This is a genomic window from Halomonas getboli (assembly GCF_023094245.1).
In the GTDB taxonomy this organism is placed as follows: Bacteria; Pseudomonadota; Gammaproteobacteria; order Pseudomonadales; family Halomonadaceae; genus Halomonas; species Halomonas getboli.
The window spans coordinates 18,996-42,464 of record NZ_JALMEW010000003.1; the positions used below are offsets into that span (position 1 = coordinate 18,996).

The 23,469-nt window shown below is 68.1% G+C and carries 14 protein-coding genes; 6 read left to right on the forward strand and 8 right to left on the reverse strand.

Going from position 1 to position 23,469, the window contains the following annotated elements; genetic code table 11:
* Window positions 1-944: 944 nt before the first annotated feature.
* Entirely contained in the window at window positions 945-1,430 is a 486-nt protein-coding gene (locus MYL53_RS07570; protein WP_247853022.1) for a hypothetical protein, read from the reverse strand.
* 273 nt (window positions 1,431-1,703) lie between these two features.
* The gene (locus MYL53_RS07575; RefSeq protein WP_247853023.1) at window positions 1,704-3,383 is read right to left on the reverse strand and encodes a sensor domain-containing diguanylate cyclase; all 1,680 of its coding nucleotides are present in this window, start codon (window positions 3,381-3,383) and stop codon (window positions 1,704-1,706) included.
* 697 nt (window positions 3,384-4,080) lie between these two features.
* On the opposite strand from MYL53_RS07575, the gene putA reads away from it, so the two are divergent.
* The 3 genes from putA (at window position 4,081) to MYL53_RS07590 (ending at window position 9,758) form a co-directional block, all read left to right on the forward strand.
* Entirely contained in the window at window positions 4,081-7,746 is a 3,666-nt protein-coding gene (gene putA / locus MYL53_RS07580; protein ID WP_247853024.1) for a bifunctional proline dehydrogenase/L-glutamate gamma-semialdehyde dehydrogenase PutA, read from the forward strand.
* Window positions 7,747-7,981: 235 nt separating this feature from the next.
* Complete coding sequence (gene thpD / locus MYL53_RS07585) at window positions 7,982-8,974, forward strand: ectoine hydroxylase (RefSeq protein ID WP_247853025.1); 993 nt, start codon at window positions 7,982-7,984, stop codon at window positions 8,972-8,974.
* A 109-nt stretch (window positions 8,975-9,083) separates the two neighbouring features.
* Window positions 9,084-9,758 carry a fumarylacetoacetate hydrolase family protein gene (locus tag MYL53_RS07590; protein WP_247853026.1) on the forward strand — a complete coding sequence of 225 codons (675 nt, stop codon included), beginning with the start codon at window positions 9,084-9,086 and terminating at the stop codon, window positions 9,756-9,758.
* Between the two features lie 100 nt (window positions 9,759-9,858).
* Here the strand turns inward: MYL53_RS07590 and MYL53_RS07595 are convergent, their stop codons facing one another.
* From MYL53_RS07595 to MYL53_RS07610, 4 genes are all read right to left on the reverse strand, one after another.
* A complete protein-coding gene (locus tag MYL53_RS07595; protein ID WP_247853027.1) occupies window positions 9,859-12,201 on the reverse strand; it encodes a glucose/quinate/shikimate family membrane-bound PQQ-dependent dehydrogenase in 2,343 nt (780 codons plus the stop codon).
* 170 nt (window positions 12,202-12,371) lie between these two features.
* Complete coding sequence (speA, locus tag MYL53_RS07600) at window positions 12,372-14,294, reverse strand: biosynthetic arginine decarboxylase (protein WP_247853028.1); 1,923 nt, start codon at window positions 14,292-14,294, stop codon at window positions 12,372-12,374.
* Entirely contained in the window at window positions 14,291-15,250 is a 960-nt protein-coding gene (locus tag MYL53_RS07605) for a homoserine kinase (RefSeq protein ID WP_247853029.1), read from the reverse strand. The genes speA and MYL53_RS07605 overlap by 4 nt, the downstream gene beginning before the upstream one ends.
* Window positions 15,251-15,350: 100 nt before the next feature.
* Entirely contained in the window at window positions 15,351-15,644 is a 294-nt protein-coding gene (locus MYL53_RS07610; protein WP_247853030.1) for a DUF2782 domain-containing protein, read from the reverse strand.
* Between the two features lie 184 nt (window positions 15,645-15,828).
* On the opposite strand from MYL53_RS07610, the gene polA reads away from it, so the two are divergent.
* Both polA and MYL53_RS07620 read left to right on the forward strand, forming a co-directional pair.
* Window positions 15,829-18,603, forward strand: a complete 2,775-nt coding sequence (gene polA / locus MYL53_RS07615; protein WP_247853031.1) for a DNA polymerase I — start codon at window positions 15,829-15,831, stop codon at window positions 18,601-18,603.
* Window positions 18,604-18,673: 70 nt separating this feature from the next.
* The gene (locus tag MYL53_RS07620; RefSeq protein ID WP_247853032.1) at window positions 18,674-19,186 is read left to right on the forward strand and encodes a hypothetical protein; all 513 of its coding nucleotides are present in this window, start codon (window positions 18,674-18,676) and stop codon (window positions 19,184-19,186) included.
* 287 nt (window positions 19,187-19,473) lie between these two features.
* On the opposite strand, the gene MYL53_RS07625 is transcribed toward MYL53_RS07620, so the two are convergent.
* The gene (locus tag MYL53_RS07625; protein WP_247853033.1) at window positions 19,474-20,502 is read right to left on the reverse strand and encodes a Fe(3+) ABC transporter substrate-binding protein; all 1,029 of its coding nucleotides are present in this window, start codon (window positions 20,500-20,502) and stop codon (window positions 19,474-19,476) included.
* Between the two features lie 187 nt (window positions 20,503-20,689).
* Between MYL53_RS07625 and MYL53_RS07630 the strand changes: the two genes are divergently transcribed.
* Complete coding sequence (locus tag MYL53_RS07630) at window positions 20,690-21,817, forward strand: ABC transporter ATP-binding protein (RefSeq protein WP_247853034.1); 1,128 nt, start codon at window positions 20,690-20,692, stop codon at window positions 21,815-21,817.
* On the opposite strand, the gene MYL53_RS07635 is transcribed toward MYL53_RS07630, so the two are convergent.
* Window positions 21,767-23,404 (reverse strand): ABC transporter permease, encoded by a 1,638-nt coding sequence (locus tag MYL53_RS07635; RefSeq protein WP_425591743.1) that lies wholly within the window; start codon window positions 23,402-23,404, stop codon window positions 21,767-21,769. The genes MYL53_RS07630 and MYL53_RS07635 overlap by 51 nt on opposite strands.
* Between the last annotated feature and the right edge of the window lie 65 nt (window positions 23,405-23,469).

Genomic DNA, 23,469 nt, shown 5'->3' on the forward strand with positions numbered 1-23,469 from the left:
AGATAGCCACCAGCATAAGCCCTAGCCTCAAGGTGGGGTTGAAGCGGGTTAGCAAGCTGCTCCATGATAATGGCTGAGACATCTGGCGGTGGGCGTCTGCCATCACCACCCATTGTCGAGAGATTACCGAGGTCGGGCATCTGGCCAGGTCCTGAAGCTCCTGCCCCTGCACATGGGCGATCCTGGTATCGGATATCGCCTCCAACCTCGCACTTATAGACTTGGGCACTGGCAGAAAAGGGCAGCAGGGCAGCGACGAACAGCAGCAAGGCGGGAGCGATCATCCCTGATCTCCAAGCAGACTCTATAGACCTAAGAAAATCTAGCACAAGCCCCGGAAAGCGGTAGCGCTGGTGTCCACATCGTGTCTACGGTAGGATGTCGCACCCTGCGCGATTGAGCGGAGATGGCGTTCTAACGCATTGATATTGCATGGTGTGAGCCGGAGCGACCGGCATTGATAGAATCTTGTCATCGGTAGGTCCCGGCCCGATTCCTGGTGCCAGTACCATTTAAAGCGCTTTGCAAGCATCTTCTTGCGAGCGACATCCAAACCGCCAGCTGGCGGTTTTTTTGTGCGTGTCCACTTTGTTTCCACCCTCCTTTCTGTCCCATAGCGTCCATTCGTGACGAGGTGAAAAAAGCCCCCCGAGGGAGGCAAAAGTGCCGTCTCAAGCAGGGAAGCGAAAGACGGCTCACGCAATTTATCGCACTCGCGAAAAAAGATGTATCCCAATTGCTTGATTTGGCACAGTTTCAGCTAACTCTTTGCTTCTGTCTCTATAACCGAGGTCCGGCGACTGGATTCATTTTGGCCGCCTCCTCAAGATGGTCGGGTACGACGTGGGCATCGGGCATGGTCATCGAGTGATGACCGAGAATTCGTTGCAGCACCAGGATTTGGCCGTCGTTCTTCACGCCCGATGAAGTAGATCACCCCGGGGTTATCTCCCGGTGACCAGGCCGTTGCAGATGATCGCCCGATAGCGCCGCTTGTCCAGGAACCTCGGGTTTATCCACACCCAGTTGTGGCATTTTTCGCCGTCCGAGTTCACAAAATCGCTGCCGTAGTCTGGCTCGCCAAGCATGGCGTAGACCTGCCCCTTGGTCATGCCGGGAATCAGCTCGCCGCGGGCCTGGGCGCGCACGCGATCGTTGCGCTCCGTCACGCTGGACCGATAGCCCGCAGACGAGGTGGATCGATTTGCCTGGGGCCGAGGCTGCGGCGGGGGTGGCAAGACCCGTCGCAGCGCACGAAGATCCGGCGACTGATAGATCATGGCGTTGCCGCGGGTCATGGGCACCTGAACGCCCGGGCACGCGTCTTCCTGGTACAGCGTGTCGTTGCCGATCTGACACTTATGGATATCGGCGTGGGCAGACAACGGCAGCAGGACGGCGACGAACAGCAGCAAGGTGGGAGCGATCATCCCTGATCTCCATGAGGACTCTCTATTCCTAAGAAAATCTAGCACAAGCCCCGAAGAGCGGTAGGCCATCATCCGCCCGCATTGGCTTGTTTTCTGTAGCCATAAAAAAGCCCGTCGGGGCAGACGGGCAATAAGGGACTTACAGGACAGGGAACTCAGTAAGTGTGATAACTATATCGCCGCGGCCCGGTGCTGCCCATCCAAGCATCTGTATGACCCCGTTAGGCTGGGCCTATCGGCTCGCCGATGCCCGTCTTGATCGGGCCGGCGGCCCTAGAGGCTGCTGACCCGGTCGCGCCCGCTGCGCTTGGCGGTATACAGGGCGGTGTCGGCGCGCTTGAACAGGTTCGAGAAAGACTCGCCCGCGATGTGCTCGCTGACGCCGCCGCTGACGGTGACGGCGAGACGCAGGCCGTCCTCGAGCGTGACGCTGCCGGCGCTCACGTGCTCGCGTACCCGCTCCATGGCCGAGGCCGCTTCCGAGGCGCGCGTGCCGCGCATCACTACCACGAATTCCTCGCCACCGGTGCGCGCCACCATGTCGCCCTCGCGCAGGCATTCGGACACCCGGCCGCTCAGCCACTGGAGCACGGCGTCGCCGGTATCGTGGCCGTGCTGGTCGTTGACCCGCTTGAAGTGATCGATGTCGAGCACGGCCAGTGAGAAGGGCTCGTCGCGGGTGTCGTGGGCATGGATCAGCGCTGCGACTTGCTGGTCCAGGTAGGCGCGATTGGGCAGGCCGGTCAGGTAGTCGCGCAGCGCCTTGTCGGCCATGCGGTCGAGCTCCTGTCGCACCTGCTCGATCTCGGCCTCGTTGGTGATCACGCGCTCCACCGCATCGGCGATCAGCCGCACCAGCTCGATCTCCATCTGGTCGAAGGGTTCCTGGCGCGGCTGGGCGCTGGAGAAGTTGAGCGTGCCCCAGACCTCGCCGTTGAGGCGCAGCGGGGTGCCGATATAGCTCTCCAGGCCGAACGTCTGGTAGCAGGGATGGCCGCTGATGCGCGGATCCTTGCCGGCCTCGGTGGTGTGGAACACGCCTTCGGCGTCCAGCATCAGCCGGCAGTAGGTGTCGCCCAGCGCGAAGGTGTCGTCCGGTGAGAGGTCGGCGACCTCCGAGGTGGCCCACTTGATGATGTACTGCTCGTCGATGATGCGGCTGACCAGGCCGATATCCAGCGACAGGTAGGCGAGCGCATCGCGCAGCAGCTGGTCGATGATCTCGTCGCTGTCGATGTCGGTGCGGTTCACGCCGCTGTGCACGTCGCGCAGCAGCTGGATCATGGCGCGGTATTCGGAGATGTCCTGGATGATGGCATATAAGCCGACCACCTCGCCGTCCAGGAAGTCGGGGGTGTAGTGCACCTTGAAGTAGCAGGTGCGGCCGTCCGCGAGGGTGATCCGGTCCTCGTAGGTGACCTCCTCGCCCGCCAGGGCCCGCTGCAGGCGCGGTTGAACTCGCTCGAAGGAGGCGGGCTCCATCACCGAGGCGACCGGCTGGCCGTACAGCGCCTCACGGTCGATGCCGATGAAGTCCATGTAGGCCTGGTTGTTGAGGCGGAAGCGCAGGTCCTGGTCGACGTAGGCCACCAGGATCGGCAGCTGATCGGCGAGCCGGCCGACGATGCCCTGGTCGACCTTCAGCGCCGCGGTCAGCTTGATCACGAAGCTGCCGTCGGCGAGGCCGTAGTAGCTGCCGGCGCCGTCCTCGAAGCCCCAGGTCTCGCCGGGGCGGATCTCGCTCCGTGCCAGGCTCTCGGCCACGGCGCCGCCGAGCTGGGCGCGGATGTCCCTGAGCTCGCTCAGTGCCATGCCGATCAGCGCCGACGGCTCCCTGCCGACCAGCGTCTGGGTATCGCCCAAGGCGTCAAGGATGCGCTGCTCGCGCGAAATATGCAGATAGGCGGAATGCGAGAGGCTCAGGACCTCTTCCCACCAGGCCGGTTGTGTCACGACACCACATCTCCCTTGTCGGTGCATTCGATCTTCTCTGACCTACTCTGCTCCTGTCGCGCGCTAACGTCTATTGGAGAGCCTTCAACAGCGTCGTGGCCGGTCCATCTCGAGGCCTCGATGCGGCGATATCGCCTGCCGGGAGCCGCAGTGCGCAACCGACGCCAGACGCAAAAAAGCCCGCCCCGGAAGGGGCGGGCCAACCTCGCATCTGGTGTGATGCCTGCTCTGCCTGATCACGAGCATGCCTCGTGAGGCTTCGTATTCTGGCCTCGCCTTCTTGCAGCGAGATGACGATGAGCCATAAAAGAGACCCGCCGGGACTGGGCGGGTCTTGAAAGGCTTACCAAGCGGGGAACTCAAGTAAGCAAGGTAATGATGCCCGTTCGCATTGATTCTCATATCAGGAAGTACGGATGTTTTAGGGCGCTGTTCATCCTCAAGGCGGGGCGGCCACGGTCGAGGGGATCGGGATGTCCGGAGAGCGTGTGCATCGCACCGGTGTGCCTACCGGCCGTCGCTGGCCTGAACGCGCTGCCGCGATCTCGCATCGCGTTGATACACTTGCCGGGAGACATGGGTGTTCGAGCGCAATTCGCGCTCGGGCGCCTACGCTAGATGAGTGACTTTCGACAATGACGACGCCATCCGAGCCGTAACATCGGCGATGCGTGTCGCGTCGCCAGGGAGATCGACCATGAACGAAGCCAACCGTCATCCACACGATACCGTGAGCGAGCCGCGCGCGCGCATACGTGCCCACTACGACGTCGACGAGGCGGAGGTGCTGCGCGGGCTGGTGGAGCGCATCGAGCTCTCGGCGGAGCAGCGCCGCCAGGTGGCCGAGGCCGGGGCCAACTACGTGTCACGGGTGCGCAAGGAGACCTCGCCCAGCATGATGGAGGCGTTCCTGGCCGAATACGGCCTCTCCACCGCCGAGGGCGTCGGCCTGATGTGTCTAGCCGAGGCGCTGCTGCGGGTGCCCGACGCCGAGACCATCGATGACCTCATTCACGACAAGATCGAGCCGTCCGACTGGGGGGCCCACCTGGGCAAGTCGTCCTCGTCGATGGTCAACGCCTCGACCTGGGCGCTGATGCTGACCGGCAACGTGCTGGAAAAGGATCCCAAGGGCCCGGTGCGCGCGCTGCGCGGGCTGGTGCGGCGGATGGGCGAGCCGGTGGTGCGCACGGCGGTGGGCCGGTCGATGAAGATCCTCGGCCGCCAGTTCGTGCTCGGCCAGACCATCGAGGAGGGCATGAAAAACGCCCGCGAACTCGAGAAGCAGGGCTACACCTACTCTTACGACATGCTGGGCGAGGCGGCGCGCACCGACGACGACGCGCTGCGCTATCACGAGGCCTATGCCCAGGCGATCGCCGCCATCGCCAAGCAGGCCAAGGGCGACGTGCGCGGCAGCCCCGGCATCTCGGTGAAGCTTTCGGCGCTGCACCCGCGCTACGAGACCAGCCATCGCGAGACGGTGATGCGCGACCTGGTGCCGCGCGCCCGGGAGCTGGTCCGGCAGGCCGCCAAGGCCAACATCGGCTTCAACATCGACGCCGAGGAGCAGGACCGGCTGGACCTGTCGCTGGACGTCATCGAGGCGCTGCTGGCGGACCCCGAGCTGGCCGGCTGGGACGGCTTCGGCATCGTGGTGCAGGCCTACGGGCGGCGCGCCGCGCCGGTGATCGAGGCGCTCTACGACATGGCCGAGCGCCACGACCGCAAGATCATGGTGCGGCTGGTGAAGGGCGCCTACTGGGACACCGAGATCAAACTGGCCCAGGAGATGGGCGTCGAGACCTTCCCGGTGTTCACCCGCAAGGTCAACACCGACGTCAGCTACATGGCCTGCGCGCGCATGCTGCTCGAGCGGCGCGACCGCATCTATCCGCAGTTCGCCACCCACAACGCCCACACCTGCGCCGCCGTGGTCGCCATGGCCGGCGACGACAAGGACAGCTACGAGTTCCAGCGCCTGCACGGCATGGGTGAGTCGCTGCACCACATCGTCAAGCAGTCGGAGGGCACCCACTGTCGCATCTACGCCCCGGTCGGCGCCCACCGCGACCTGCTGGCCTACCTGGTGCGCCGCCTGCTGGAGAACGGCGCCAACTCCTCCTTCGTCAATCAGGTGGTGGACACCTCTATCCCCGCCAGCGAGGTGGCGAAGGACCCGGTGGCCGGCTTCGAGCGCCTGGGCGATGCCATCGCCAATCCGTCGATCCGTCGGCCCGGCGAGCTGTTCGCCCCCGAGCGCAAGAACTCCCGCGGCTACCGGATCAACGAGCCGGCCTCGATCCTGCCGCTGCTGTCGGCCCGCGAGGCGTTCGCCGACGCCACCTGGACCGCGGCGCCGATGCTGGTCGGCGGCCCCGCGCCCCGGGGCACTGCGCGGGAGGCGCTGTCGCCGGCCGACGGGACGCGAGTGGTCGGCCAGGTGTATGAGGCGACCCCCGAGGAAGTGGCGGCGGCGCTGGACGCCGCCGAAGACGGCTACCGCGAGTGGTCGGCCCGGCCGGTGGCCGAGCGTGCCGCGGTGCTGCGCCGCACCGCCGACCTCTACGAGGAACACATGGCCGAGCTGACGGTGATCGCCACCCGCGAGGCCGGCAAGATGATCCTCGACGGCATCGCCGAGGTGCGCGAAGCGGTGGACTTCCTGCGCTACTACGCCGTCGAGAGCGAGCGGCTGGTGGCCGAGGAGCCGGGCGAGGCGCGTGGCGTCTTCGTCTGCATCAGCCCCTGGAACTTCCCGCTGGCCATCTTCACCGGCCAGATCGCCGCGGCGCTGTCGGCGGGCAACGCGGTGCTCGCCAAGCCCGCCGAGCAGACGCCGCTGATCGCCGCCCGCGCCGTCGAGCTCATGCGAGAGGCCGGGCTGCCGGAAGCGGCGCTGCAGCTGCTGCCCGGCGACGGCCCCACGGTGGGCGGGCCACTGACCAGCGACCCGCGCATCGCCGGGGTCTGCTTCACCGGCTCGACCGAGGTGGCACAGCTCATCCACAAGGCCTTGGCGAAGAACGCCGGCCCGGAGGCGACGCTGATCGCCGAGACCGGCGGGCTCAACGCCATGATCGTCGATTCGAGCGCGCTGACCGAGCAGGCGGTGCGCGATATCCTGATCTCGTCCTTCCAGTCGGCCGGCCAGCGCTGCTCGGCGCTGCGCATGCTGTACGTGCAGGAGGAGGCGCGCGAGCGGCTGCTGACGATGCTCGACGGCGCCATGGATGCCCTGGTGATCGGCGATCCCTGGAATACCGACACCGACGTCTCCCCGGTGATCGACGCCGAGGCCCAGGCCGACATTGCCGGCTATGTGGCGACGCAGGAAAAAGCCGGCAAGGTGCTCAAGACACTGCCCGCCCCCGACGGCGGCACCTTCGTCACCCCGGCGGTGGTCGAGGTCGGCGGCATCGAGGATCTGGAGCGCGAGATCTTCGGCCCGGTGCTGCACGTGGCCACCTTCCAGGCGCGCGACATCGACAAGGTGGTCGATGCGATCAATGCCAAGGGCTACGGGCTGACCTTCGGCCTGCACACCCGCATCGACGACCGCGTGCAGCAGGTCGTCGAGCGGATCCATGTCGGCAACATCTACGTCAACCGCAACCAGATCGGCGCCATCGTCGGCTCGCAGCCCTTCGGCGGCGAGGGGCTGTCGGGCACCGGCCCCAAGGCCGGCGGCCCGCTCTACGTGCCGCGCTTCCGGCGCACCGCCGCCGTCGAGCAGCATGACGCGCCCCGGGGCGAGGCCGTGTCTCTCGACGCGCTCCAGGCGGCGCTCGACGGCCTGGATGCGCGCAACTGGGCGGCGCGACCCGACCGGGTCGAGGTGCTGCGCAAGGCGCTTTCCGGGCGCCGCGGGGTGGTCCGCAAGGCGCTCGCCGAGACCGCGGCTCTGGACATGACCCCGCAGACACTGCCGGGGCCGACGGGGGAGAGCAACCGGCTGGCGCAGTATCCCAAGGGACCGGTGCTGTGCCTGGGGCCGACCCTCGAGATCGCCATCGCCCAGGCGGCGCAGGCGCTGGGCGCGGGCTGTCCGGCGCTGATCGTCGCCCCCGGCGCGGACGGCGAGGTGCGTTCACTGAGCGCGGCCGGGGCGCCGGTCGCCACCCTCGACGGCACCGTGGCCGCCGAGACGCTCACCGCCCTCGACGGCATCGTGGCCGTGGCCGCCGCCGGGGGCGGCGACTGGACCCGGGCGCTGCGCCTCGCGCTCTCCGAGCGCGATGGTCCCATCGTGCCGCTGGAGACCGAGACCATCGCCCCGGCGCGCTACGTGGTGGAGCGCCACCTGTGCATCGACACCACCGCCGCCGGCGGCAACGCCAGCCTGCTGGCGAGCGCCGAATAGGCGATTCGCCCACGTCCCAACGCGATGTTTCACCTATCTGCTGCGAGCCCGGCCCCCGGCCGGGCTCGCGGTCTGTCGGGCATTCGATCGCTGGCGCCCGGGCATCCGGGCCTTGAAAAGTCGTGAAGCATCGCCACATCCCCATCGCGGGCCTCATATGGCCCCGCCGTGCGGCCAATCGCCGTCGGTAGCGAGATCGAATCTGAACCCATTCCGACTGCAAAGGAGGTAGTGGATGTCAGTGCAGACATCGTCCGACCGACCGATGGAACAGACGACCCGGTTCGAGATCGTCGATTCCCCGGATCCCCAGAGCCGAGTGCGCAGCGCGCCGCTGCCCGGCGAGGATCCCTATCCCACCCGCCTTGCCGAGCCTCTCGATCTGCCCTGGCTGAATCGCCAGGAGCCGGTGGTGAAGGGGCGCGACCGGCAGGGTCCGCTGTCCGCGGCGCAGCTCGATGCGTTCGAACGCCAGGGCTTTCTGTTCGAGCCCGACTTCCTCGCGGGCGACGAGCTCGACGAGCTGCGCCGGGAGCTCCAGCGGCTGCTCGACCACGATGCCTACCGCGGGCGCGATTTCAGCATCACCGAGCCCCGAGGCAACGAGATCCGCTCGCTGTTCGCCGTGCACTTCCTGTCGCAGCGCTTCGGCCGCCTGGCCCATGACCCGCGCCTGACCGACCGCGCCCGGCAGATCCTCGGCGGCGAGCCCTACGTGCACCAGTCGCGCATCAACTACAAGCCGGGCTTCGAGGGCCAGGGCTTCAACTGGCACTCCGACTTCGAGACCTGGCACGCCGAGGACGGTATGCCGGCCATGCATGCGGTGAGCGCCTCCATCGTGCTGACCGACAATCACGCCTTCAACGGCCCGCTGATGCTGGTGCCGGGCTCCCACCGGGTGTTCGTTCCCTGCCTCGGCGAGACGCCGGAGGACAATCACAAGCAGTCGCTGAAGACTCAGGAGATCGGCGTGCCGGGCCGCGAGGCGCTACGGCGGCTGATCGACCGCCACGGCATCGAGGCGCCCACCGGCGCGGCCGGCGGGCTGCTGCTGTTCGACTGCAACACCCTGCACGGTTCCAACGCCAACATGTCGCCGGACCCGCGCAGCAACGCCTTCTTCGTCTACAACCGCCGCGACAATCGCTGCGTCGAGCCCTTCGCCGCCGGCAAGCGTCGTCCGCGTTTCCTGGCCCACGACCCCGACGAGGACTGGACGCCCTGACCGTCGCCCGACGAGCCGCGAGCAAGGTCTTGGCCTGACGACGACTGGCTGGCGCGCGTAGACTGAGGGCTTAGCCGTTTCCGTTCCGTCAGCCAGGAGTCGCATCGTCATGCGTTTCGTTCCCCGTTTCACCGATGGTCGGGCCTTCCCGCAGCCGCTGGGCAAGATCGTCTGCGTCGGCCGCAACTATGCCGAGCATGCCCGGGAGCTCGACAACCCGGTGCCCGAGGCGCCGCTGCTGTTCATCAAGCCGGCCTCCAGTGCCGTGAGCCTAGAGGAGACCATCGACGCGCCCTTCGCCCGCGGCGAGGTGCACTTCGAGACCGAGCTGGCGCTGCTGGTGGGGGAGACGCTGAAGGACGCCGACGCCGCCGACGCCGCCGAGGCCGAGCGGGCCATCGTCGGCATCGGTCTCGCGCTGGATCTGACCCTGCGCGACGTGCAGGGCAGGCTGAAGGCGAAGGGGCATCCCTGGGAGGTGGCCAAGGGCTTCGACGGCGCCTGCCCGCTGTCGGCCTTCCTGCCGCTGGGCGCGGTGCCCAACTGGAGCGCCCTGGCCTTCACCCTGGCGGTGGACGGCGAGGAGCGCCAGCACGGCCACGGTGCCGATATGCTGTTCCCCGTGCCGGAACTGGTGGCCGAGATGAGCCGCCACTTCACCTTGGAACCGGGCGACGTGGTGCTGACAGGCACCCCGGCCGGCGTGGGCGAGCTGTCCCGCGGCGCCGAGCTGCGCCTGGCACTGACCGGGGGATTGGAGGTCGTGACGCGGGTCGTCGACTGACGCGCCGCGAATCGGCTCCGATAGACGACAAGGCCCCCGCCGGCGATGCCGGCGGGGGCCTTGTCGTCTGGGAACGCCTCCGGAGAGGCGCCCCTGGCCGTTACTGCTGAGGCAGCTTGTAGGCCATCACGTAGTCACCGATGGTGGTGCCGATGGAACCGTGGCCCCCGGCGACCTGGACGACCATCTGCTCGCCCTGGCTGTTGAGGTAGGTCATCGGCGTGGCCTGACCGCCGGCCGGCAGGCGGGTTTCCCACAGCTGCTCGCCGGTGTGCAGGTCATAGCCGCGCAGGTAGTTGTCCACGCTGGCGGCCAGGAACACCACGCCGCTGTCGGTGATCACCGGGCCGCCGATGCCGGGCACGCCCATCTTGATCTTCAGCGGCAGCGCGGTCATGTCCTCGACGGTGCCGTTCTTGTGCTGCCAGGCGACCTCGCCGGTGCGCAGGTCGGTGCCGGCCACGTAACCCCACGGGGGCTGCTGGCAGGGCACGCCGAACGGCGACAGGAACGGCTTCATGTCGACGGCATAGGGGCCGCCGGCGTTGGCGTTGAGGCCGTGCTCACCCTGGTTGGCGCCGGACATGTCGGCGTTGTCCTTCGGCACCAGGGTGGAGGTGAAGGCCAGATAGAGCGGCATGCCGAACATCACCTGGCGCTTCGGATCCACCGCGATGCTGCCCCAGTTGAAGACACCGAAGTTGCCCGGGAAGACGATGGTGCCCTGCTCGGAGGGCGGCGTGTACTGGCCCTCGTAGCGCAGCGACTTGAACTGGATGCGGCACATCAGCTGGTCGAACGGCGTGGCGCCCCACATGTCCGCTTCGCGCAGGGTCGGCGGACGGAAGGACAGGCTGGACTTCGGCTGCGTCGGAGAGGCGTGGTCGCCCTCGATGGTGCCCTGCGGTGCCGGCTCCTCGGACACTGGGAAGATCGCCTCGCCGGTCTTGCGGTTCAGCACGTAGACGTCGCCCTGCTTGGTGGGAACCACCAGGGCCGGCTGGGTGCCGCTGTCGGTGTCGAGATCGACCAGGCTCGGCTGGGCCGGGGTGTCCATGTCCCACAGATCGTGGTGCACGAACTGGTGGACCCACGCCACCTGGCCGGTCTCGAGGCTCAGCGCCACCACCGAGGTCGCGTACTTCTCCTCGGCTTCGGTGCGGTACATGCCGAGCTGGTCCGGGGTGCGGTTGCCCATCGGCAGGTAGATCAGCCCCAGGTCCTCGTCGGCGCTGGCGATCGACCAGCTGTTCGGAGAGCTGGTGGTGTAGACCTCGTCCGGGCCGATCGGCGCGGTCTCGTCCGGATTGCCGGAATCCCAGTTCCACACCAGTTCACCGGTCTTGGCGTCGTAGGCGCGGATCACACCGGACGGCGAATTGATGGCGTAGTTGTCGTTGACCGAACCGGCCACCACGACCTTGCCATCGGCCACCACGGGCGGCGAGGTGGAGTAGTAGAAGCCGGCCTGCTTGTACGGCATGTTGTGCATCAGGTCCAGCTCGCCGTTGTCGGCGAAGTTGGCGCAGCGAGCGCCGGTGGCCGGATCGACGGCCAGCAGGCGGGCGTCGGAGGTCGGCATGAACAGCTGGGCGTCGCACTGGACGGGCGCCAGGTCCTCGGCCGGGCCGCTGGCGACCTGCACGTCGAGACTGTCGGCGTCGCCGGAGGCCGGCGGTAGATAGGAAACGCCGCGGCAGGTCTGGTGCTGGCGCGAGCTCTCGGCCGGCGGCTTGGCGTCATAGACCCACTGCTGCTCGCCGGTATCGGCGTTCAGCGCGACCAGCCAGTTGTGCGGGGTGCACAGGAACAGCGAGTTGCCCACCTTCAGCGGGGTGACCTCGTAGGTGGTCTCGCCCACATCGTCGGGGCCCTTCACATCGCCGGTCTGGTACTGCCAGGCCAGTTCCAGGTCGCCCACGTTATCGGGGGTGATCTGGTCCAGCGGCGAGAAGCGCTGGCCCATGTTGCTGCGACCGTAGGCGTGCCAGCTCGCGTCCGGGCTATCGCCGAGGTCGGGATTCTCGGTGACCACGTCGCGGTTCAGCTCACCATCGATACGATGCTGGTCCACGGCCATGCTGCCCAGCAGGCCGACGCCGATGACCGCCCATACCGGCAGCAGCACGGCGGTGCCGAGGCGGGAGCCGCCCTTGGCCGGCCACAGCAGCGGGATGGCAAGCAGCAGGAAGATGCCGAGGCGCGGGGCCAGCGGCCACCAGTCATAGCCGGATTCCCACAGCGCCCAGGCGGCGGTCGCCGCCAGGAACAGCGCATACAGCAGCTGGGCCTTGGGGCGGCGAGAGCGCGTCATGACGCCGACGGCGATCAGCACGATGCCGGAGATGGCGTAGTACCAGCTGCCGTCGAGGGTGATCAGCCACAGGCCACCCCCGAGCAGGGCCAGCCCCACCAGCCAGAAAATGAGAGAGAGTATGATCATGAGCCCTTGCTCCTTGCTCCTTGCGATGTGTCAGGGATACATCCATGATAAAACATTAGGATGCAAATAAAAATGGCATCAGCGGACCATTTCCGCGTGCCGGGCACGCAACAACGATCTCACGCCTTCACTATGGTTCAGTGAAGGCGTGACGTCAGGTCGGCGCTGAGTTATTCCAGGTAGGTGTAGCCTTCGAGGCCTTCCGACAGGTCGGCGAGGAAACGCGACTGTTCGTCGCCGTCGAGGCCGCTGGCGGCGAGCTGGTCGGCGAGACGCTGGCGCAGCACCTCGGCGTCGAAGTCCACGTAGCCGAGCACGTCGGCGACCCGGTCGCCGCGGCGGCGATGGTCGAGGCGCCAGGCGCCGTGCTCGTCCAGCGAGGCGTCCACCGAGTCGGTGTCGCCGAACAGATTGTGCAGGTCGCCGAGGATCTCCTGATAGGCGCCGACCAGGAAGAAGCCCAGCAGGCGCTCCTCGTCGTCGTCCCACTCGGGCAGCGGCAGCGTGGCCTCGACGCCCTCGCCGTCCACATAGCCGTCGATGCGGCCGTCGCTGTCGCAGGTGATGTCCTGAATCACCGCGCGCCGCGCGGGCGGGCGGTCCAGGCCGCTCAGCGGCAGCACCGGGAAGATCTGGTCGATCCCCCAGACGTCGGGCACCGACTGGAACAGCGAGAAGTTGACGAACAGCTTGTCGGCCAGCTTCTCGGCGAGCTCGTCGTGGATCTCGCGATGGGCGCGATTGCGCGGATCGAGGCGTTCGCGCAGCCGGGCGCAGGCGGCGCTGTAGACGCCTTCGCCCTCGGCGCGGGCCTCGAGCCCGGCCAGCCCCATCACGAAGCGCTCCTGCAGCTCGCCGATGGCCTGGCCCAGGTCGTGCCAGGCCTCGACCAGCCCGCGCGGGGCCTGGTCGGCCGCCAGGGCGTCGTGGACCCGCCACAGTTCGGCGACCTGGGGGTCGCCCTCGACCCGGGCCGTCGGCGCCCGGGTGTCGGCGCGCTCCTCGCCGATCACGTTGGTGATCAGCACCGCATGGTGTGCGGTCAGGGCGCGGCCCGACTCGCTGATCAGGTGCGGATGAGGCAGCCCCGCCTCCTCGCATACCTGGGCGAAGGCCGCCACCACGTTGCGGGCGTACTCGCGCATGGAGTAGTTGATCGAGCAGAAGCTGCGCGACCGGGTGCCCTCGTAGTCGATGCCGAGCCCGCCGCCCACGTCGACGGTATCCACCGGCGCGCCCAGCGTGATCAGGCTCTGGTAGAAGCGGGCGCACTCGCGCAGGCCGCGCTGGATGTCGCGGATGTTGGCGATCTGCGAGCCCAGGTGGAAGTGCACCAGCTGCAGGCTGCCCAGGGCATCGGCCTCGCGCAGCCGCTCGACCACGGCCTGGATCTGCCCGGCGGTGAGGCCGAACTTGGACTTCTCGCCGCCGGTGTTCTGCCACTTGCCCTTGCCCACCGAGGCCAGCCGGGCGCGCAGGCCGATGCGCGGCCGCACGCCCAGGCGCTCGGCCTCCTCGAGGATCAGCGGCAGCTCCGAGAGCTTCTCCACCACCAGATAGACGCGATGGCCGAGCTTCTCGCCCATCAGTGCCAGGCGGATGTACTCGCGGTCCTTGTAGCCGTTGCAGACGATCAGCGAGGGGCCGTCGCCGGACAGCGCCAGTACCGCCAGCAGCTCCGGCTTGCTGCCGGCCTCCAGGCCGACCCGATCGTGGCCGCGCTCGCGGGTGTTGAGGATCTCCTCGACCACCCGGCGCTGCTGGTTGACCTTGATCGGGTAGACCGCGGTGTAGCCGCCGCCGAACGCCTCCTCTTCCATGGCCCCGTCGAAGGCGGCGCACAGCTGCTCGACGCGGTCGTGGAGGATGTCGGTGAAGCGGACCAGCACCGGCAGCCGCAGGCCGGCCTCGCGCAGCTGCGCGATCAGCGGCGAGAGCGGCAGCGCCGGGCCATCGTCCTCGCTGCCGAGCGGTCTCACCAGGGCCTGGCCGTCGTCGGCCACGTCGAAGTAGCCGCTGCCCCACTGGTCGATGTTCCAGGTGTGCCGGGCGCGCTGGGCGGGCCCGGTCATGCTGCCCATGCTCAGGCTCATCGAGCGGCCTCGGGCAGCGGCAGGGCGCCGTCGGCGATGCGCCGCTTGAGCACGGTGCGGAACACGTCCGGGTCGTGGGGCGTGAGATCGTGGGCGGGCGGGTCGACGTAGACCACCAGCAGCCGCGACAGCCAGTAGCGCAGCGCGGTCATGCGCAGCATCATCGGCCAGGCCTCGCGCTCGCTGTCCTCCAGCGGACGCCGCGCCTGATAGGCGCCGAGCAGCGCCTCATAGCGCGCCGGGTCGAGCCGGCCGTCGGCCTCGGTGGCCCAGTCGTTGATCACGATGGCGAGGTCGAACAGCAGGTCGCCGGTGCAGCCGTTGTAGAAGTCGATCAGCCCGCCCAGCGCGTCGCCGTCGAACAGGGTGTTGTCGCGGAACAGGTCGCCGTGGATCGCGCCCTGAGGCAGCGTCGGCGCGTCGCCGAAGAAGCCCTGGTAGATCTCCACCTCGTCCTTCATCAGCGCCTGATCCTCGGGCGAGAGATAGGCCAGCACCTTGTGATGCATCGGCAGCAGCCAGTGCAGGTCGCGCGGGTTGGGGCGGTGGCCCGGGAAGCGCCGCGAGACCTTGTGCATGCGGCCGAGAGCGTCGCCCAGCGCCCGGCACTGGGCCAGGTTGGGGGCCTCGGGATGCTTGCCGGGCAGGCGCGGGAACAGCAGCGCCGGCTTGCCGGCGAGGCTGTGCAGGGCGATGCCGTCGCGGTCGTGAAGCGGCCCGGGCACGGGCAGACGGTGCTCGTCCAGGTAGTCGAGCAGCTCGACGAAGAACGGCAGCTCCTCGTGCTCGCCCTGCTCGAACAGCGTGAGCACCAGCTCGCGACGGTCGGTGGTGACGAAGAAGGTGCTGTTCTCGGTGCCGGCGGGCACGCCCTTGCAGGCGACCAGCGAACCGGCGTCGAAGCGGCTCAGGAACGTCTCGACCTGGGAGTCGGTCAGCGGTGTGAATACGGCCATGGATGTCTCGCCCGGGTATGCGAAGCCGCCTATTGTAGCGGCTTGGCGGCGTGATGCACGAACCGGATGGCGTCGCCCCCGCGGTCGGCGGGGGCGAGGGTCAGAAACGCTTGAGGACCCACTCGGGCACGGCGATGCGCTGGCCGTTCTGGCGCTCGAAGTCGCCGTCGCCGTCGCGGTCGACCAGGTAGTAGGAGGGCCCGGCGGCGGGCTTGATCTCGATGGCATAGAGCTCACCGTTGACCCGGTACTCGCGGATGGTGCGGTCTTCTTCCTGGCGGATGGTGACGTCCGGCTCGACGTCGGTGCTGGACTGGGCCAGGGCCGGCAGGGCGGCGGTGACGAGGGCCAGGCCGGCCAGCGGCGCAAGCAGGGCGGAGCGCATGAGGTTCATGGTGTTCTCCTGACCATGGGGTTGCCCCCAGTGTATGCCCTTGGCGGTCGACAACGCATGCTTTGCCCGGCAAATCGGCTCGGCAATGCGTATCATGACTGACCAGGATCAGGGGCGGCGCTCGCGATGACCGCCGGCCCCTCGACACGCGATCATCTGCCCAGCCTGCAAGGGATGCCGATTCATGGCCGACACCCCCATCGTCCTCGTCGACGGTTCCTCCTATCTCTACCGCGCCTTTCACGCCCTGCCGCCGCTGACCACCTCGGAGGGGCTGCCCACCGGCGCCGTCAAGGGCGTGCTCAACATGCTCAAGCGGCTGATCAAGGACTACCCCGACAGCCCCATGGCGGTGGTGTTCGATGCCCCGGGCAAGACCTTCCGCGACGAGCTCTACGCCGAGTACAAGGCCCAGCGCCCACCGATGCCGGACGACCTGCGCGCCCAGGTCCAGCCGCTGCACGATTGCGTGCGCGCCCTCGGCCTGCCGCTGCTGTGCATCGAGGGCGTGGAGGCCGACGACGTCATCGGCACTCTGGCGCGCCACGCCACCGAGGCCGGCCGCGACGCGGTGATCTCCACCGGTGACAAGGACATGGCCCAGCTGGTGAATGGCCACATCACCCTGGTCAACACCATGAAGGACGAGACCCTGGACGTGGACGGGGTGAAGGAGAAGTTCGGCCTGCCGCCGGAGCTGATCATCGACTTCCTGGCGCTGATGGGCGACAAGGTCGACAACATTCCCGGCGTGCCGGGCGTCGGCGAAAAGACCGCGCTGGGGCTGCTGCAAGGCATGGAGGGCGGCCTCGAGACCGTCTACGCCGACCTGGAGAAGGTCAAGACGCTGGGCTTCCGCGGCGCCAAGACGCTGCCCAAGAAGCTCGAGGAGCACCGCGACCAGGCCTTCCTGTCCTACGAGCTGGCCACCATCAAGACCGACTGCGAGCTACCGGTGGGCCTCGACGACCTGGACATCGCCCATCCCGACCGCGAGGCGCTGGCCGAGCTGTATCGCCGCCTGGAGTTCAAGGCCTGGCTGTCCGAGCTGCTGGAGGGCAAGGACAAGGGCGTCGATGACGCCGCCTCGGGCGAGGGTGCCGAAGGCGGTGAGAGCGGTGGAGAACGCGATGGCGAGAGCGGCGGCGCCGAGCGCGAGGACGCGGTGATTCTCGAGCAGGCCGATCTCGACGCCTGGCTCGCGCGCCTCAACGACGCCGAGGCCTTCTGCTTCGATCTCGAAACCACCAGCCTCGACTACATGGAGGCCGAGATCGTCGGCGTCGGGCTGTCCCTCGAACCCGGCGAGGCCGCCTACATCCCGCTGGCCCACGACTACCTGGACGCGCCGGCCCAGCTCGACCGCAAGGCCGTGCTCGAGGCGCTGACGCCGCTGTGGGCGGACGCCGGCAAGGCCAAGATCGGCCAGAACCTCAAGTACGACATCTCGGTGCTGGCGCGCCACGGCATCGAGGTGGCCGGCGCTCTCGAGGACACCATGCTCGAGTCCTACGTGCTGGATTCCACCGCCACCCGCCACGACATGGACTCGCTGGCGCTCAAGTACCTGGGCGAGAAGACGGTCAGCTTCGAGGACATCGCCGGCAAGGGCGTCAAGCAGCTGACCTTCAACCAGATCGCCCTGGAGCAGGCCGCGCCCTACGCCTGCGAGGACGTCGACATCACCCTGCGTCTGCACCGCGAGCTGCGCCCGCGGGTCGAGGCCGAGGGGCGCCTGGCCGAAGTGCTCGACAGCCTGGAGCGCCCGCTGATCCGGGTGCTGTCGCGCATGGAGCGCGGCGGCGTGGCGCTGGACGCCGAGCGCCTGCATGCCCAGAGCCAGGAGCTCGGCCAGCGCATCGGCGAGCTCGAGCAGCAGGCCTTCGAGCTGGCCGGGCGCGAGTTCAACCTGGGCTCGCCCAAGCAGCTCGGCCAGATCCTGTTCGAGGAACAGAAGATCCCGGTGATCAAGAAGACGCCCAAGGGCGCGCCGTCCACCGCCGAGGCGGTGCTCGAGGAGCTGGCGCTGGACTACCCGCTGCCCAAGGTGATCATGGAACACCGCGGGCTCTCCAAGCTGCGTTCCACCTACACCGACAAGCTGCCGAAGCTGGTCAACAAGGCCACCGGCCGGCTGCACACCAGCTACCACCAGGCGGTCACCGCCACCGGGCGGCTGTCGTCCTCCGATCCCAACCTGCAGAACATTCCGATCCGCACCGAGCAGGGGCGCAAGATCCGCCAGGCCTTCGTCGCGCGGCCCGGCTATCGCATCGTCGCCGCCGATTACTCGCAGATCGAGCTGCGCATCATGGCGCACCTGTCCGGCGACAAGGGCCTGCTCGAGGCCTTCGCCGCCGACCGCGACATCCACGCCGCCACCGCTTCCGAGGTGTTCGGCGTGGGGCTGGACAAGGTCACCCCGGACCAGCGCCGCAGCGCCAAGGCGATCAACTTCGGGCTGATCTACGGCATGAGCGCCTGGGGGCTGGGCCGCCAGCTGCACATCGAGCAGAAGCAGGCCAAGACCTACATCGACCGCTATTTCGACCGCTATCCCGGCGTGGCTCGCTACATGGAGCGGATTCGCTCGCAGGCGGCGGAGGACGGCTTCGTCGAGACGGTGCTCGGCCGGCGCCTCTACCTGCCGGAGATCCACTCCCAGAACCGCGCCCGGCGTCAGGGCGCCGAGCGCACCGCCATCAACGCGCCCATGCAGGGCACCGCGGCGGACATCATCAAGCGCGCCATGATCGACGTTGACGCCTGGCTGGCCGAGGGCGAGGTCGACGCCATGATGGTCATGCAGGTCCACGACGAACTGGTGTTCGAGGTCGCTGAAGACGCCGTCGAGGCCTTCATTCCCGAGGTCAAGCGGCGCATGCAGGCCGCCGCCGAGCTCGACGTGGCGCTGATCGTCGAGGCCGAGAGCGGCGTTAACTGGGACGAGGCGCACTGACGCATGGTTCATGCCATGCTGTAGGAGTACCGGCGGGCCGCGAGGGCCCGATCGAACAAGGAGGCGATGGATGCGAAGGATCATGACCCCATGGCTGCTGGGCGCGGGCGTGGCCCTGCTGACCGGCTGCGCGAGCCAGGCCACCGAGCAGACGGCGGCGAAGCGCTTCGACTGCGCCGCCCTGGATCGGGCGATCGCGAGCGCGGAGATGGGCTTCGAGGACATCAAGGGGCGCCTGGAGACCACCAATCTGACGCGCACCTGGCAGACCGACACCCAGGCGTTTCATGACGCCTGCGTGATCACCTCGGCCCGCCGACCCGACCACTACCTGTGCTTCGGCCCGCTGGCGACCGACGACCCGCGCGGCGCGCTGGTGGCCGGCGGCGAGGCCCTCGGCCAGTGCCTGGGCGAAGGCTGGCAGTCCGAGCGCACCGGGCCGGACCGGCTCGCGTTCACCCGCCAGGGCCGCGAGCCCGTGGTGGTGCTCGAGAGCTTCCTCAACGACCGCGGACGCCGCATGGGCACCCTGGGCGTGTATCAGAACGCCGCCGACGCCGCGCCCCGGCCGGGCGACGAGTGAGGCAAGCCGGCGCCTGAGCGTGGCCGCCAATGAAAAGGCCCGCGGCAATGCCGCGGGCCTTTTTCGTGATGGCCGATGCTCCGGGCCAGGACGCGCCGGTGGATGGTGTCAATACAGCGATAAATCGCTGTTGCCTGGCTGAGCGAGGCGGTGTCTGAAAAGTCGGCGAGCGAAGGCTAGACAAGGCAAAAATCAGCGAGGATGCGCAGTTTACAAAGGGGTAAATGAGCATTTCGAGCTGATTTTTAACGCCGTATAGCCGAGCGCAGGCACTTTTCAGACATTGACTACCGCCAGCCGACGCGATCGAAGATACGTACCGCCTGCGGGTTGTTCTCGCCCAGCACGCTGACGTTCAGATCGTCGGTCTTGAAGTCGCCCCAGGAGGCCAGCACGTCGTCGATCGGCACGCCGTCGACCACCGGGAACTCGTGGTTGCCGCTGGCGAAGATCGATTGGGCCTCGTCGGAGGCCAGGAACTCCAGGAAGCGCACGGCGTTGTCCGGATGCGGCGCGCCCTTGACCATGCCGGCGCCGCCGATGTTGATGTGGGCGCCGCGACCGCCCTGGTTGGGGAACAGGATCTGCACCTGTTCGGCGGCCTCGCGGGTGGCGTCGTCGTCGGACTTGAGCATGCGCACGTAGTAGTAGTGGTTGGCCACCGCCACGTCGCACTCGCCGCTGGCCACGCCGAGGATCTGGTCGATATCGCCTCCCTCGGGGTCGCGGGCCATGTTGTCGACCACGCCCTGGGCCCACTGCTCGGCGCCTTCCTCGCCGTGGTGGGCGATCATCGAGGCCAGCAGCGACTGGTTGTAGATATTGTTGGAGGAACGGATGCAGATCTCGCCCTTGAAGCGCGGATCGGCCAGGTCCTCGTAGGTCTTCAGCTCGTCGGCGCCGACCTTCTCCGGGTTGTAGAAGATGGCGCGCACGCGCTGGCTGAAGCCGAACCACTTGCCCTCGGGGTGGTGCATGTTGGCGGGCAGGCGCTCGTCGAGCAGCTCGGAGTCGACGCTGGCGAAGATGTCCTCCTGCTCGGCGCGCCACAGGCGGCCGGCGTCCACGGTCATCATCACGTCGGCGGGGCTGGCCTGCCCCTCGCGCTCGATGCGCTGGATCAGCTGGTCGGAGCCGCCCTCGAGGACGTTGACCTCGATGCCGGTCTCTTCGGTGAAGGCGTCGTAGAGCGCCTGGTCGGAGTCGTAATGACGGGCCGAATAGATGTTCACCTCGTCGGCGGCGGCCTGAGTGGCGAAGGCCGCGCCGGCCAGCAGGGTGGCGAGGGGAAGGGCGAGTCGACTGTGCTGGGGCATCGTGGACCTCGTGGAAGCGGAAGCCGGCGAAGACTTCGAATGATAATAGGTTGTATTAGGCTTGCCATTGAAGCGCCTGCCCGGCATGGCGTCAACCGGCATCGCGGCCCCGCCAAATGACGACGAAAAGACGAAGGTTTCGCGTTACCATGGAGTTTCCTGTCATGCCAGCTGCCGATTCTCGCCTATGACCAGCCACGCTCAGCTATCCCCCGCCGCCGACGCCGTGCCGGAGCAGGCCCCGGTGCTCGCCATGCACAACATTCGCCACGCCTACGGACACCACCTGGCGGTGGAAGACGTCGGCCTGGAGGTTCGTCCCGGCGAGGTGGTCTGCCTGCTCGGCCCCTCGGGCTGCGGCAAGACCACCCTGCTGCGCATCGTCGCCGGGCTCGAGGTGCTCCAGCAGGGGCGGGTGGAGCTGGATGGCCGCTCGGTCGGTGGCCCCGGCGGCGCTCACGTGCCGCCCGAGAAGCGCAACGTCGGCCTGGCCTTCCAGGATTCGGCGCTGTTTCCGCATCTCTCGGTGCTGCAGAACGTCGGCTTCGGCCTCGAGTCGCTGCCGGCCAAGGAGCGCCGCCAGCGCGCCCTGGAGCTGCTCGACCAGCTGGGCATGGGGCGCTTCGCCGAGAGCTATCCGCACATGCTGTCCGGCGGCCAGCAGCAGCGCGTGGCCCTGGCCCGGGCGCTGGCGCCGGCGCCGCGACTGATGCTGCTCGACGAGCCGTTCTCGAGCCTGGACGCCCGTCTGCGCGACCGCATCCGCGACGACACCCTGCACGTGCTCAAGCGGGTCGGCGCCGGCGCCTTGCTGGTGACCCACGACCCGGAGGAGGCGATGTTCATGGCCGATCGCATCGCGCTGATGCGCGACGGCCACATCGTGCAGATGGGCACGCCCCGGGAGCTCTACTGCGCGCCGGTGGATCCGTTCGTGGTGACCTTCTTCGGCGAGGTCAACGAGCTCGAGGGCACGGTGCGTGACGGTCGCGTCGACACCCCGGTAGGCGAGGTGATGGCCCATGGCCTGGAGGAGGGCGCCCGGGCGCGGGTGATGATCCGACCCGAGGCGCTGCGCGTGGTGGCCCTGGAAGAGCCGCCGGCGGACCACCACAGCCACGTGATCATGGCCAAGCTGCTGGGCCGCACCAGCCTGTTGCACATCTGCGCCCACGGCGGCGGCAGCGAGTCGCATCTGCACGCCCGGGTCCCCGGGGTGTTCCTGCCCGAGGAGGGCCAGCCGGTCACGATCCGGCTGGATCCGTCACAGGTGTTCGTCTTTCCGGCCGCTGACCCCGCCGCTGCCGGGGCGTGAGCCGCGCATCGCCAGGCTGAGCAGGATCACCGGAATGATGCCCACCGCGACGATGGTCAGCGAGGCGGTGGAGGCCTCGGCCAGGCGCTCGTCGGCGGCCAGGTTGTGGGCCCGCACCGCCAGCGTGTCGAAGTCGAAGGGGCGCAGGATGATGGTCGCCGGCAGCTCCTTCATCACGTCGACGAACACCAGGATGCCGGCGGCCAGCAGGCTGCCGCGCATGATCGGCGTGTGCACCTTGCGCAGGGTGCCGCCGGCGGTCTGGCCCAGGGTGCGGGCGGCCGCGTCCATGCTCGGCGTGACCTTGCCGAGACTCGCCTCCAGGGCGTTGAACGACACCGCCAGGAAGCGCACCACGTAGGCGTAGATCAGGATGAAGGCCGAGCCGCTGAAGATCAGCCCGGCCATCACGCCGTAGTGGGCCTTGAGGAAGCCGTTGAGGGTGTCGTCCAGCCAGGCGAAGGGAATCAGGATGCCCACCGCCACCACCGAACCGGGCACCGCATAGCCCATCGCCGCGACGCGCGTGGCGGTTCGCGTCACCGGGCCCGGGTTGAGCCGGGCGCCATAGCTCAGCACCAGCGCCAGCCCCACCGCGACCAGTGCCGCCACCGTCGCCAGCAGCAGGCTGTTGCCGGCGAACTCCAGGAACTGGGCGCCGAACAGCGAATCCCCGCCCTTGAACGACAGATAGCCCAGCAGGCCGCTGGGAATCAGGAAGCCCACCAGCACCGGCAGCAGGCAGGCCAGGGTCGCGGCGGCAGCGCGCAGGCCGCTCAAGCGGAACTCCGGCAGCTGCTGATAGCGCCCGGTGGTGTGGAAGTAGCGACGCTTGCCCCTTGACCAGCGCTCGAGCAGCACGAACACGATCACGAAGGCCAGCAGGCAGGCCGCCAGCTGGGCGGCGGCGACCTGTTCGCCCATGCCGAACCAGGTGCGATAGATGCCGGTGGTGAAGGTATCGACGCCAAAGTACTGTACCGCGCCGAACTCGTTGAGGGTCTCCATCAGCGCCAGCGACACGCCGCCGACGATGGCCGGGCGTGCCAGCGGGATGGCGATGCTGGTGAACAGCCGCCAGGGGCCGCGGCCCAGGGTGCGGCCGACGTCGAGCACGCACACCGACTGCTCCAGAAAGCTGGCCCGGGCCAGCATATAGACGTAGGGGTAGAGCACCAGGGTGATCAGGGTCGCGGCGCCGCCCAGCGAGCGGATGTCGGGAAACCAGTAGTCGCCGCGCTCCCAGCCGAAGGCCTCGCGTAGCGCGCTCTGCAGCGGTCCGGCGTACTGCAGGAAGTCGGTGTAGGCGTAGGCGATCACGTAGGTCGGCACCGCCAGCGGCAGCAGCAGCGCCCACTCGAACAGCCGTCGCCCGGGGAAGCGGCACATCACCACCAGCCAGGCGGTGCCGGTGCCGATCGCGAAGGTGCCGAGCCCCACCGTAACGACGAGAAACAGCGTGTTGGCCAGATAGCCGCCCAGCACGGTGCTGGCCAGGTGCTGCCAGACGCCGCCGGCGGGCATCACGATATGCGCCAGCACCGTGAGCACCGGCAGGGCCACGATGGCGGCGATGAGCAGCGTCACGACGCTCCATGCATCGAGGCGAAGCCAAGACCTTGGAGCGGACGAGGCGGGTCGATGGCTGAGGT